Origin of the sequence: Gordonia terrae (assembly GCF_001698225.1) — a bacterium.
GTDB lineage: Bacteria > Actinomycetota > Actinomycetes > Mycobacteriales > Mycobacteriaceae > Gordonia > Gordonia terrae.
Genome location: NZ_CP016594.1, coordinates 2,362,249 through 2,374,669, shown reverse-complemented (window position 1 = coordinate 2,374,669; position 12,421 = coordinate 2,362,249). Strand labels below are relative to the sequence as shown.

Sequence of the window (12,421 nt, the reverse complement as noted above, 5' to 3'; positions counted from 1 at the left end):
GTTAACGTCGAATGCGTTATGAGCCCTTCCCAAACAAGAACGGCCCCAACAACCACCCTCGCCGTCGACTATCGGACACCCACAGTCGACGACGGCACCCGCCTCTGGGAAATCGCTTCGGACTCAAAGGTTCTCGACGTCAACTCGAGCTACTCCTACGTCCTGTGGTGCCACGATTTCGCCAGCACGTCCATCGTCGCCGAAGTAGACGGTCGCGCAGTCGGTTTCGTCACCGGCTACCGTCGGCAGAGCGATCCGTCCACCCTCATGGTGTGGCAGGTCGCCGTCGACGACGACGTCCGTGGACACGGCATCGCCGCGACGATGCTCCATCAACTGTTCGATCGCGTCAACCAGCAGGGCATGGTGGCCATGCACACGACCATCAGCCCGGACAACATCCCGTCGCAGCGCTTGTTCGCGTCGGTCGCCAAGGCTCGCGGACTCCGCTTCGAACGCCGGGATCTGTTCGCTGCCAACACGTTCCCCGACTCTCATGAGCCGGAGGACCTCTACATGCTCGAACCGGAGATCCCCGAGCCCTGAGGTTCTGAGCACTGGGTCCGCCTGCGCAGATCGCAGGTGGACGCTGCACGTCCGGGCTTCCGGCCCGCACACCACTTGTCGGACACAGACCCCGTGATCGATTGTCCCCGACGACATCTCGACCATCGCCGACCCCGCCCCGTGGGACCCATCCTCCTCCGGCGATCGCAACGAAGCGAATGACGAGCCGGGCACACCTGAAGAGCCCCACATTGTCACACCAGAAGGAAGCACAAGACATGCAACTTCTCGACACCCAGATCGATGACGCCATATTCACCACCCATGAGTCCGAGGTGCGCAGCTACTGCCGCAACTGGCCTGCCGTCTTCACCACCGCCAAGGGCTCCCACATCAAGGACCAAGACGGTCGCGAGTACCTCGACTTTTTCGCCGGCGCCGGTTCGCTGAACTACGGCCACAACAACCCGGTCCTGAAGAAGGCGCTCCTCGAGTACATCGAAGCCGACGGCATCACGCACGGTCTCGACATGGCGACCGCCGCCAAGGGGAACTTCATCGAGAAGTTCACCAGCCACATCCTCGAGCCGCGCGGACTGGACTACAAGATCCAGTTCCCCGGACCGACGGGCACAAACGCGGTCGAGTCGGCGCTGAAGCTGGCCCGCAAGGTGACCGGACGTACGTCGATCATCAGCTTCACCAACGCTTTTCACGGCATGACCCTCGGGTCGCTGTCGGTGACCGGAAACTCAATGAAGCGCGCCGGCGCCGGTATCCCCCTCGTCCACGCGACCCCGATGCCGTTCGACAACTACTTCGACGGTGTCATGGAGGACTTCCACTGGTTCGAGCGCGTGCTCGACGACTCGGGCAGCGGCCTGAACCGTCCGGCAGCGGTCATCGTGGAGACGGTCCAGGGTGAGGGCGGCGTGAACGTGGCCCGCGCCGAGTGGCTGCGCGCGCTCTCCGAGCTCTGTGAGCGTCGCGACATCCTGCTGATCGTCGACGACGTGCAGATGGGCTGTGGCCGCACCGGCGAGTTCTTCTCGTTCGAGGAAGCCGGCATCAAGCCCGACATCGTCACGCTGTCGAAGTCGATCAGCGGTTACGGCCTGCCGTTCGCGCTGACCCTGTTCAAGCCCGAGCTCGACGTGTGGACCCCCGGCGAGCACAACGGGACCTTCCGCGGCAACAATCCCGCGTTCGTCACCGCCGCCAAGGCCATCGAGACCTACTGGGCCGATGACGCGCTGACCCGCGACATCCATGCCAAGGGTGAGCGGATCCACGAGGTCTTCACCGACCTGTGCAGCCGCTACGACGGCATCTCCACCCGCGGTCGCGGCATGGTGCGCGGACTCGCCTTCGACGACCACACCGCCGCCGGCAAGGTCTGCGCGCAGGCCTTCGGCGCGGGGCTCCTGGCCGAGACGTCGGGTCCGTCCGACGAGGTCGTCAAGCTGCTCCCGCCGCTGACCATCTCCCGCGAGGATCTCGACCGCGGCCTGACCATCCTGTCCGACGCAGTCAAGGAGGTGATCGGATGATCGTCCGCACCACAGAAGAGATCACCGGTACCGAACGCGAGGTCGCCGACCCGAAGGGAAACTGGGTCTCCAAGCGCATCGTGCTCGGCGGCGACCAGGTGGGCTTCTCGTTCCACGAGACCACCATCAAGGCCGGTTCGGTGAACGAATTCCACTACGCCAATCACGTCGAGGCGGTCTGGCTCGTCGAGGGCACCGGCAACCTGCTCGATCGTGAGACGGGCGAGACCTATCCCCTGGCGCCCGGCACCATGTACCTGCTCAACGGACACGAGCGCCACACGGTGACCGCCGACACGCAGATGCGCATGCTGTGCGTGTTCAACCCGCCGGTCGTCGGCACCGAGGTGCATGACGAGAACGGCGTGTATCCGCTGGTGGCCGTGCCGCAACCGACCGGCAAGCACGCCGACGAGGCCGTGTCCTCCTGATCTGCTGACACAAGCCCCCAACAATCGCCACCCCGCGTGGCAGTCGCTCAGATGTCTGTCGCGACTGCCCTCGGAGGTGGCGATTGTCGTTCTATCGCCTCCCAGAACGCCAGCACCGCGTCGACCGTCTGAGCCGCCTGCTCGACCGACGGGATCACCCGGGCCCCGCGAACGGTGATCTCGCGCGCATCATGCATTGTGCGCGCCACCGACCTCGCCTCCTCGGGAGTCCACTCTCCTCGATCATCGGTCGTCACGAACAGCACCGGACAGGTGATCGCCTCGGCCGCCCAGGTCAGGTCGGTGCGGTGGAGAATGGCGGTGCGGACGGCTCGGATCATCGACCGTCCGGAAACCCGTACAGCGCGCCGCAGCAGGTCGATCGCCTCGGGATCGTCGCGACGTGTGTCGTCGGTGAACAACGTCGCCACGATCGCCGACCACACCGGGCCGCGTGCGCCGATCACCCGATAGATCGGCAGCAGGAGCCGAATCCGTCGTCGTAGGTCGCGTTCGATCGGACCCGTCGGCGCACTCATCGCCACCAGCGTGGTGACGAGTGTGGGTTCGACCGCGGCCAGGTGCAGGCCGACGTGCCCACCCCAGGCGTTGCCGACCCAGTCCACCGCGGCCGAACCGGTGAGGTCGCGAACGGTCGCGATGATCTCGACCGCGGCGTCCGCACACGCGGCGATGTCGGCGGGCTCGGCCGACTTGTCACTCTCCCCACACCAGGGCGCATCGACGATGAACAGACGCCGGTGTGTCGCCAGGCCCGGGACCACACGATCCCAGGCCGCCGAGTCGACGAACATGCTGTGCCACAGCACCGCCGGGGGCCCGTTGCCCACAGCACGGACGTGCAGACGCCCCAGCGTCGTCGGTACGAAGAAGTCGTCCATCGGTGCTCCCTGCCTGACGAGGTGGCACTCGAGTCGGACCACCCTTTTAATTCACATTACACAGTGTATCTTCAATTATGTCTAGACTCGTCGACGTGGCCAGGACCTACTCATCGGAAGTTCGCGCGGAGCGAGCCCGCGACAACCGCGCCCTGGTCCTCGAGACCGCCACCGAGATGTTCTGCGAAGACGGGTGGGTGGCGACGACGATGTCGGGGGTGGCGACCCGCGCGGGACTCACCCGACCGACCGTCTACCGACAGTTCGACAACAAGCTCGACCTGCTCAACGCCTGCATCGTCTCGGCCCTGCGACGAGACGAGGACGTCCCGGTTCGCGACAGTTCCGACTACCAGGCCATGGGACGCGGCGACCGGCACGCTCGCATTCGCGCGGCGGCCTCGTGGTTGCGCGACGCGCACCTCCGATCGGCGGCCATCCAGCACGTTCTCGACGAAGCCGCGGTCACCGACGGCGACGCGGCGGCGCTTCGCAGTGCACGCGAGCAGACCCGCTGGCACGAGGTCCGCTTTGCCCTCACACTCGTCCTCGACCGGGAGCCGGACGACCACACCGTGGACTCGATGTGGATGCTCGCCTCGAGAACCCTGTGGCTCCGCCTCACGCGGGAGCGCGGCTGGACCGCGGCCCGATGGGAGCAGTGGTTCATCGCGCAGACCACGGCCACGGCGGACCGTATCGACGAGATCTGAGACCGGCCTATCCTGGCGAGAGTGCGTACTCGTCTCCAGCTCGGCTCCACCCCGGCCGAGCACACCCCGCTCGACGACGACGTCGCGGACCGGATCGCGCTGGCCGCCGACATCCTCGCCGGGCGCCGTTTCGCGGTGCTCACCGGAGCGGGCATCTCCACCGATTCCGGTATTCCCGACTACCGGAGCCCCGGGTCGCCGCCGCGCACGCCGATGACCCTCGAGATGTTCCTGTCCTCCGCCGACTTCCGCCGCCACTACTGGGCCCGCAATCACCTCGGCTGGCGGCACATGGACGCCGCGGTCCCCAACCGCGCTCATCTCGCACTGACCGGGCTACAGCAGCGCGGATGGCTCTCCCGGGTCCTGACGCAGAACGTCGACATGCTGCACACCAAGGCCGGCACACGCGGGGTCATCGAGCTGCACGGGTGTTACGGACGAGTCCGCTGCCTCGACTGCGACTGGCGGATCTCGCGGCACCGCCTCGCCGAACTCCTCGAGGAGGTCAACATCGAGTTCGCCCGGCGGGTCCGCGGGCGCGGGGCCATCGAGGTCGCCCCCGATGCCGATGCCACCCTGTCGGACACATCGGACTTCGTGATGATCGACTGCCCGAACTGTGGCGGCATCCTCAAGCCCGACATCGTCTACTTCGGCGAGACCGTCGCCAAAGACGTTGTGGACGATTCATATTCGGTGGTCGACGATGCCGACGCCCTGGTGGTCGTCGGATCGTCACTCACCGTCATGTCCGGTCTGCGGTTCGCGCGGCGGGCGCACCGCGCCGGCAAGCCGCTGATCATCGTCAACCGGGGAGTGACGCGTGCCGATGAGATCGCGACCCTGAAGATCGATCACGAGGCCGGCTTCGTTCTCCCGGCGCTGGCGACCTTCTGACATCCGAGCGACAGCTCAGCGCGAGACGACCACGAGATCGTCCGCGTGGACCACCGGACGCTGCAGCTCGGGCGGGAGGTCACGCGTGGAACGACCGACCATCGACGTCACGTCGTCGACACCGTAGGCCGCGACTCCCCTGGCCCGCACGGTGTCGTACCGGTCGACGAGTTCGACGACGTCGCCCTCGAAGAACCTGCCCGTCACCCCGACGATCCCCGCGGCGAGCAGGGAACGCCGTTTGCGCGACACCGCATCGACCGCTCCGTCGTCGAGCGCGATCCGGCCCCGCGCGTCGGCGGCATGACGTACCCAGAAGCGCCGGGCGGACAGTCGCTCGGGTCGCGCGGCGAACACCGTCCCCACCGAGGCGTCGGCCAGCGCCTGAGCCGCCGACGAGGCGGCCGCCAGCAGCACGGGCACGCCGGCGTCGGCCGACAACCGTGCGGCGGCCAGCTTGGACGCCATGCCGCCGGTGCCCAGCGCGCCGCCGGATCCGGCGATCACCCCGTCGAGATCCTCGGGACCGTTGACCTCCGGGATCAGCCGGGCACGCCGTCCGTCGACGTCGACCTTGCGCGGATCGCCGTCGTAGAGGCCGTCGACATCGGAGAGCAGGATCAGTGCATCGGCTCCCGACAGATGGGCGACGAGCGCGGCGAGGCGGTCGTTGTCGCCGAAGCGGATCTCGTTGGTGGCCACGGTGTCGTTCTCGTTGACCACCGCGACGGCGCCGAGCGAACGCAGACGGTCAAGCGTCCGTTGCGCATTCGCGTGATGACTGCGGTTGGAGATGTCGTCGGCGGTGAGCAGGACCTGACCGACCGTGCGGCCGTACCGAGCGAACGACGTACCCCACGCGTGCGCGAGGGCCAGCTGCCCGACGCTGGCCGCCGCCTGCTTGGTGGCCAGATCAGTGGGCCGTCGCTTGAGGCCGAGGGGTGCGATCCCGGCGCCGATGGCCCCCGAGGACACGACGATCACATCCGACCCGGCCCGCATCCGGGCCTCGAGGGCGTCGGCCAGAGCGTCGAGTCGGTTGCGGTCGAGTCCCTCGGTGAGGTCTGTCAGCGCCGACGACCCGATCTTCACGACCACGCTGCGCGCGTGGGCGATCCGGTCGCGCACCGATCCGTCGTGGACCCGATCGACGGAGCCGGCGGTCACGGGAGGTCCCGCTCCCCGCCGTCCTCGTCCGGCAGGCCGCGCCGCAGGCGTCGTGCCTGCTTGCGTTCGGCGGCACCCACGCGATCGGAGCGGTCGAGGCGGATGTCGGTGCCGCGGCCGGTGATCGGGACGTCGTCGCCCATGGGCGTCGACGGTTCCCAGTCGAACGTGACCGCACCGATGGTGACGGGCGCACCCGGTTGCGCACCCCGCTTCACCAGTTCGTCTTCGACGCCGAGACGGTTGAGCCGGTCGGCCAGGTAGCCCACGGCCTCGTCGTTGTCGAACTGGGTCTGCGCGATCCAGCGTTCCGGGCGTGTGCCGCGGACGATGAACCCGCCCTCGTTGTCGGGATCGGTCTCGATCGTGAAGCCCGTGTCGTCGACGGCCTTGGGCCGGATGATCGCACGCCGGGCGACCTTGGCGGGCTGGGACTCCCGGTACTCGCGCACCATTCGCGCCAGTGCGAAGGTGAGCTCGCGCAGACCTTCGTGGGCGACCGCCGAGATCCGGAACACCGGCCAACCGCGTTCGGCCAGTTCGGGTTCGATCAGATCGGCGAGCTCGGCGGCGTCGGGTACGTCCAGCTTGTTGAGGATCACCACACGCGGGCGAGAGGCGAGGTCGCCGAGTCCGTGATCGTCGTCGAGTGCCGGGACGTAGGCGGCCAGCTCGGCCTCCAGCGCATCGATGTCGGAGATCGGGTCGCGCCCGGGTTCCAGTGTGGCGCAATCGACGACGTGCGCGAGCACCGCGCAGCGCTCGAGGTGTCGGAGGAACTCCAGTCCGAGCCCGCGGCCGGTCGAGGCGCCCGGGATCAGACCGGGGACGTCGGCGATCGTGAAGACGTCGCCGGCGGTCTGCACGACCCCGAGGTTCGGGACGAGCGTGGTGAAGGGGTAATCCGCGATCTTCGGTTTCGCGGCCGAGAGCACCGAAACGAGCGAGGACTTGCCCGCCGACGGGAACCCCACGAGGCCGACATCGGCCACGGACTTGAGTTCGAGGACGAGCGAACGCTGCTGGCCCTCCTCCCCCAGCAAGGCGAAGCCGGGGGCCTTGCGGGCCTTCGACGCGAGCGCCGCGTTCCCCAGTCCGCCGCGACCGCCCTGCGAGGCTTCGAAGACCGCACCCTCCCCGACCAGGTCGGCGAGGATCGTGCCGCGCTCGTCGAGGACGACCGTGCCGTCGGGCACCTTCAGGACGAGGTCGCCTCCGGTGGCCCCGTCACGGTTGTCGCCGGCTCCGGGCTTGCCGTTCGACGCCTTGGCGTGCGGGTGGAAGTGGAAGTCGAGCAGGGTGTGCACCTGGGGGTCGACGACGAGGCGCACCGAGCCGCCGTTGCCGCCGTTGCCGCCGTCCGGTCCGCCGAGAGGCTTGAACTTCTCGCGATGGACCGACGCGCAGCCGTGGCCGCCGTTCCCCGCGGCGACGTGAATGGTCACGCGGTCGACGAACCGAGACATCGAAATCCTTCTTCCGTCAAAAAAGAACAGGGCGGGCGGGGTACGCGATGACCCTGCCCGCCCTGTGTAGAGCTGTGTCGTGCCGGTTGCTCAGGTCAGACCGAAGCGGTTTCCGGGACGATGTTGACCGTCTTGCGGCCACGCTTGGAGCCGAACTCCACCGCGCCCGCGGCCAGCGCGAACAGGGTGTCGTCGCCACCGCGACCCACATTGACGCCGGGGTGGAACTTGGTGCCGCGCTGGCGGACCAGGATCTCGCCTGCGCTCACCTGCTGGCCGCCGAAGCGCTTCACGCCGAGTCGCTGGGCGTTGGAATCGCGACCGTTGCGCGAGCTGGACGCGCCCTTCTTGTGTGCCATGTGTCAGTCCTCCTGAGGTCTTCTCGAAGCGGGTCGAACTACTTGATGCCGGTGACCTTGAGGACCGTCAGCTTCTGACGGTGACCCTGGCGCTTGTGGTAGCCGGTCTTGTTCTTGAACTTGTGGATGCGGATCTTGGGGCCCTTGACGTGGTCGACGACCTCGCCGGTGACCGAGATCTTGGCCAGCTTGTCGGCATCGGTGGTCAGATTCGACCCGTCGACGACCAACGCGACCGGCAGACTCACCGTGCTGCCGATCTCTCCGTCGATCTTCTCGACCTTCACAGTGTCGCCCTCAGCGACCTTGTACTGCTTTCCGCCGGTCTTGACGATCGCGTACGTTGCCATCGAAGTATTCCTCTTACTCGTCTACTCGGACCCTCGGGGCGCGGGCGCTCCTGGGGCGTTTGTGTTGTGCGTGCCGGGGCGGGCCGCAGGGCACCCAGTCACGTGGCCGGGAAGCTGCGGTTCGCACCAGAGGGCCTGCCGACGGGATTCGCACCGTTGCTGTGCCGAAGCGGGCAGAACAGCGCAGACCCTCCGCGGGAGGCGACTTTCCAAGGTTACGGGAATGTCGGCGGTCGGGTCAAACTCACCCGACGCCGGCCCGTCACCGTCCGGCCACCGCCCCTCAGTCGTCGGCCGGCGGTGGTCCCGCGGGACGCCCGGCGCCGCGTTTACGCGGTCGGCGCCGGACCGCGACCGCCGTCTGCGGAGTTTCGGAGGAGACCGGCCCCGAGGTCGTCAGCGGGGTGTCCGGGACCACGTCCACCGCGGTCATCACCACGTTCTCGGGTGCCGTGGTCGTCTGGGCCGGACGACGGACGACCCGACGCCGTCGTCGCGCCGGCGCCTGACCGTCGGACGCGGGGGTCCCGGCAGCCGCCGGTTCCGGCGCTTCCCGTTCGGTCGTGTCCGCTTCCGCCTCGACCGGTTGTGCCCCGACCGGCTCCGCGGAGGTGTCGGCGGCCGGAGTCGAGCTGTCCGCAGCTGCGTCCGACTCGGCGTCGGTGACCGGCTGTCCGGCCGGCGCGTCGACGCCCGGTGCCGCGTCCCCGCCGGAACCGCGCGGCGTGTCACGGTCCGGCTGGTCTCCGCCGTTGTCCTCGGCGTGCTCGTCGTCATGGGAGTGCGCGGCCATCGCCCGGAACATCGGATGCTCGGCGGGCTTGTGGGCCGGCGCGACCGCCGGAGCGGCCTCCGGCTGTGCGTCGGCCTTCTTCTTGCCGCGACGCGACCGCTTCGAGCCCGAGCCCTCCCCCCGCGAGGAGTCCTCGGTCTTCACCTCGACGGGATTCGCGTGCACGATGATGCCCCGGCCGCTGCATGCCGTGCAGGTGGTCGAGAAGGCTTCGAGCAGACCCGTTCCCAGGCGTTTGCGGGTCATCTGGACGAGACCGAGCGAGGTCACCTCGGAGACCTGGTGGCGGGTGCGATCACGAGCGAGGGCCTCGGTGAGCCTGCGCAGCACCAGATCCCGGTTGGACTCGAGGACCATGTCGATGAAGTCGACGATGATCATGCCGCCGATGTCGCGCAGCCGCATCTGGCGCACGATCTCCTCGGCGGCCTCGAGGTTGTTGCGCGTCACCGTCTCCTCGAGGTTGCCCCCCGAGCCGGTGAACTTGCCGGTGTTCACGTCGACGACGGTCATCGCCTCGGTGTGCTCGATGATCAGCGTGCCGCCGGACGGCAGCCACACCTTGCGGTCGAGCGCCTTCGCGAGCTGCTCGTCGATGCGATGCACCACGAACGAATCCGGCGCGTCGGCGTGCGGCTTGTCGAACTTCTCGACACGCTCCATCAGGTCCGACGCCACTGAGCTGACGTAGCCCTCGACCAGGTTCCAGGCCTTGTCGCCCTCGACGACGAGCTTCTTGAAGTCCTCGTTGAACAGGTCGCGGACCACACGCACCAGGAGATCGGGCTCCTCGTACAGCGGTTTGGGGTTCGACGACCCGCCCTTCTTGGCCTGTGCGACCGCCTCGTCGATGGTCTTCCACTGCGACTCGAGGCGTGCGATGTCGGCTCCGAGTTCCTCGGCGCTGACCCCCTCTGACGCGGTGCGGATGATGACGCCGGCCTCGTCGGGGACGAGCTTGGCCAGGATCTGCTTGAGACGCTTGCGTTCGACGTCGGGCAGCTTGCGGCTGATCCCGGTCGACGAACCACCGGGCACATACACCAGGTAGCGACCGGCGAGGGAGATCTGGGTGGTCAGACGAGCGCCCTTGTGCCCGACCGGGTCCTTGCTGACCTGGACGAGGACATTGTCGCCCGGCTTGAGTGCCTGTTCGATCTTGCGCGAACCGCCGTCGAGTCCGGCGGCGTCCCAGTTGACCTCGCCCGCGTACAGCACGCCGTTGCGTCCGCGGCCGATGTCGACGAACGCGGCTTCCATGCCCGGCAGGACGTTCTGAACCCGGCCGAGGTAGATGTTGCCGACCATCGACGACGACGTCGCGGTGGTGACGAAGTGTTCGACGAGGACGCCGTCCTCGAGGACCGCGACCTGGGTGTAGTCCTCGACCGCGGCGTGTTCGTGCCCGTCGTTGCCGGAGATGCGACTGTTGGCGCTGCGTTCCCGGACGACCATGACACGGTCGACCGCCTCGCGGCGCGCGAGGAACTCCGACTCGGTCAGGATCGGCGGCCGACGGCGACCGGCATCGCGGCCGTCGCGACGACGCTGACGCTTGGCCTCCAGGCGGGTCGAGCCCGAGATGCCCTGCACCTCGTCGCGGGCCCGCTTGCTGCGCGGCTCACGCTCGTGCACCACCGTGTTCGGCGGATCGTCGGGAGACGCCTCGTCGGCCTCGCCCCCGCCCTTGCGGCGGCGGCGCCGGCGCCGGCGGCGGGTCGACGACGAATCGCCGTTGTCATCGTCGCCGGACGCGTCGTCACCGTCATCATCACCGGTGTCGGCGTCGTCGCCGGCCTCCTCGGCGCGGCCGCTCGATGCACCCGCGGACTCGGCGTCGGCCGACTTCTCCGAACCCGACCTGCGGCTGCGGCGCCGTGTGCGCTTCCCCGACGGGCGGCCCTCATCCGAGCGTGACTCGTCGGCCGACTCGTCCTCGGACGAGCTGTCCTCGGAGTCCGTCTCACCGGCGGTGCTGTCGGAATCACGGGTCGCGGCGTCGCTCGACGCGTCGGTACCGGCGGAGTCGTCGGCATCCGACTCGTCGGAGTCGGACTCACCGTCTCCGCCCTGGTCGCCTCGACCGCGTCCGCGACCACGACGCCCACGACGACGACGGCGGCTCCGACCCGAACCCGAATCGTCGGCAGAATCGTCGTCGTTCGAATCCTCGGCGTTCGAGTCCTCGGCGTTCGAGTCATCGGCGTTCGAGTCTTCGGCATTCGAATCGGTGGCGTTCGAATCGCCGGCGTCGTCGGCCTTCGACTCGTCGACCACCGGCCGGTCCGCCGCTCCGCCTGCCCCGGATTCGGGTGACGCGGCCTCGGGTGTCGCGGCGTCGGTTGTCTCTGCCTCGGTTGTCGCGGCCTGGGAGGTCGGGGCCTCGGAGGTCGGGGAGCCGGCCGACTCGTCGTCGGTGGTCGCCGCAGGGGCATTCGCGTCGGCCTTGGCCTTCGCGCGCCCGGACCGGGCGGAGCGGGGCTTCTCGGCCGGGGCCTGCGGCTGCAAGAACAGCGGTTGCACGCCGGCAGATGGCTCGGCCTCGCCTGCTGACGGCGCCACCGGCGCGTTGTACTGCGCCGACGCCGCCGAGAACAGTGTCGGGGCCTCCGCTGCCGACGTCGAGCCGGCCTCGTCCGCCGACGTCTCCGTCGGCGACGGGATCGGTTCGGTCTCGGTCTCCTCGACCGCGGCCGGCGCCGGAGCGGCTGAACCGGTCTCGGTTGTTTCCGCCTGGGCTGTTTCCGCCTGGGCTGGTTCAGCCTGGGCTGGTTCAGCCTGGTCAGATCGGGCCTCGGCTGTTTCGGCCTGGGCCGGCGTGGACTGCGCCGCCGGAGCCTCCGCCGGGCCGTCTGCGGCCGGCGTCGCCGCGGTCTCGTCGACCCCGGCGCGGACCCGGTCGGCCACGGCTTTCGCCAGGTCGCGTTCGACGCTGGACTGCGGGCTGCGGGTCTGCACACCGAGGCTCGCCAGGTGAGCCAGCACCTGTCGGCTCGTCAGGCCCAAGAAGCGCGCCAGGGCGTGCACACGAAGTTTGCTGGGAAATTCCTCCGCCGATTCCGACGCTGCGTTCGCGTCAGCCGGCGACCCGTTGTCGGTCACTCAGTCTCCTCGAACCCCCGGGCGCGTCGGGCTGACGCGGCCACGCGAGGGTCTGCTCTGTGTCCCGGACCTGATCGGACCGGTGTTGTGTGGTCTGCGCGTCGTTGCGACGACCCGATCTGCGGGTCACCCGACGACGCTCTTGCTGTGTCGATGACCGCATCCCCGGACGCCTTCCACG

General features: G+C 68.6%; 11 protein-coding genes. 5 read left to right on the top strand and 6 right to left on the bottom strand.

Features of this window, described 5'->3' with window-relative positions; all coding sequences use genetic code 11:
- Positions 1-18: 18 nt before the first annotated feature.
- The 3 genes from ectA to BCM27_RS10715 all read left to right on the top strand — a co-directional run bounded on the left by ectA (position 19) and on the right by BCM27_RS10715 (position 2,488).
- Positions 19-546 carry a diaminobutyrate acetyltransferase gene (gene ectA / locus BCM27_RS10725; protein WP_004019638.1) on the top strand — a complete coding sequence of 176 codons (528 nt, stop codon included), beginning with the start codon at positions 19-21 and terminating at the stop codon, positions 544-546.
- Between the two features lie 239 nt (positions 547-785).
- On the top strand, positions 786-2,057 hold the full coding sequence (gene ectB, locus BCM27_RS10720) for a diaminobutyrate--2-oxoglutarate transaminase (RefSeq protein WP_004019637.1): 1,272 nt from the start codon (positions 786-788) through the stop codon (positions 2,055-2,057).
- The gene (locus BCM27_RS10715; protein ID WP_004019634.1) at positions 2,054-2,488 is read left to right on the top strand and encodes an ectoine synthase; all 435 of its coding nucleotides are present in this window, start codon (positions 2,054-2,056) and stop codon (positions 2,486-2,488) included. Before ectB ends, BCM27_RS10715 begins: the two co-directional genes overlap by 4 nt.
- Before the next feature lie 47 nt (positions 2,489-2,535).
- Here the strand turns inward: BCM27_RS10715 and BCM27_RS10710 are convergent, their stop codons facing one another.
- Positions 2,536-3,390, bottom strand: a complete 855-nt coding sequence (locus BCM27_RS10710; protein WP_004019633.1) for an alpha/beta fold hydrolase — start codon at positions 3,388-3,390, stop codon at positions 2,536-2,538.
- Between the two features lie 77 nt (positions 3,391-3,467).
- Between BCM27_RS10710 and BCM27_RS10705 the strand changes: the two genes are divergently transcribed.
- Both BCM27_RS10705 and BCM27_RS10700 read left to right on the top strand, forming a co-directional pair.
- Positions 3,468-4,103, top strand: a complete 636-nt coding sequence (locus tag BCM27_RS10705) for a TetR/AcrR family transcriptional regulator (protein WP_004019631.1) — start codon at positions 3,468-3,470, stop codon at positions 4,101-4,103.
- A 21-nt stretch (positions 4,104-4,124) separates the two neighbouring features.
- On the top strand, positions 4,125-5,003 hold the full coding sequence (locus BCM27_RS10700) for a Sir2 family NAD-dependent protein deacetylase (RefSeq protein WP_004019630.1): 879 nt from the start codon (positions 4,125-4,127) through the stop codon (positions 5,001-5,003).
- A gap of 15 nt (positions 5,004-5,018) precedes the next feature.
- Here the strand turns inward: BCM27_RS10700 and proB are convergent, their stop codons facing one another.
- The 5 genes from proB to BCM27_RS10675 all read right to left on the bottom strand — a co-directional run bounded on the left by proB (position 5,019) and on the right by BCM27_RS10675 (position 12,240).
- Complete coding sequence (gene proB / locus BCM27_RS10695) at positions 5,019-6,170, bottom strand: glutamate 5-kinase (RefSeq protein ID WP_004019629.1); 1,152 nt, start codon at positions 6,168-6,170, stop codon at positions 5,019-5,021.
- Positions 6,167-7,636: a GTPase ObgE gene (obgE, locus tag BCM27_RS10690; protein WP_004019627.1), complete on the bottom strand. Its 1,470-nt coding sequence runs from the start codon at positions 7,634-7,636 to the stop codon at positions 6,167-6,169. The genes proB and obgE overlap by 4 nt, the downstream gene beginning before the upstream one ends.
- A gap of 95 nt (positions 7,637-7,731) precedes the next feature.
- Entirely contained in the window at positions 7,732-7,995 is a 264-nt protein-coding gene (gene rpmA, locus BCM27_RS10685; protein WP_004019626.1) for a 50S ribosomal protein L27, read from the bottom strand.
- 38 nt (positions 7,996-8,033) lie between these two features.
- Positions 8,034-8,345, bottom strand: coding sequence for a 50S ribosomal protein L21 (gene rplU, locus BCM27_RS10680; protein WP_004019625.1), 312 nt, complete (start codon positions 8,343-8,345; stop codon positions 8,034-8,036).
- Positions 8,346-8,628: 283 nt separating this feature from the next.
- Positions 8,629-12,240, bottom strand: coding sequence for a translation initiation factor IF-2 N-terminal domain-containing protein (locus BCM27_RS10675; RefSeq protein WP_004019624.1), 3,612 nt, complete (start codon positions 12,238-12,240; stop codon positions 8,629-8,631).
- Positions 12,241-12,421: the final 181 nt, after the last annotated feature.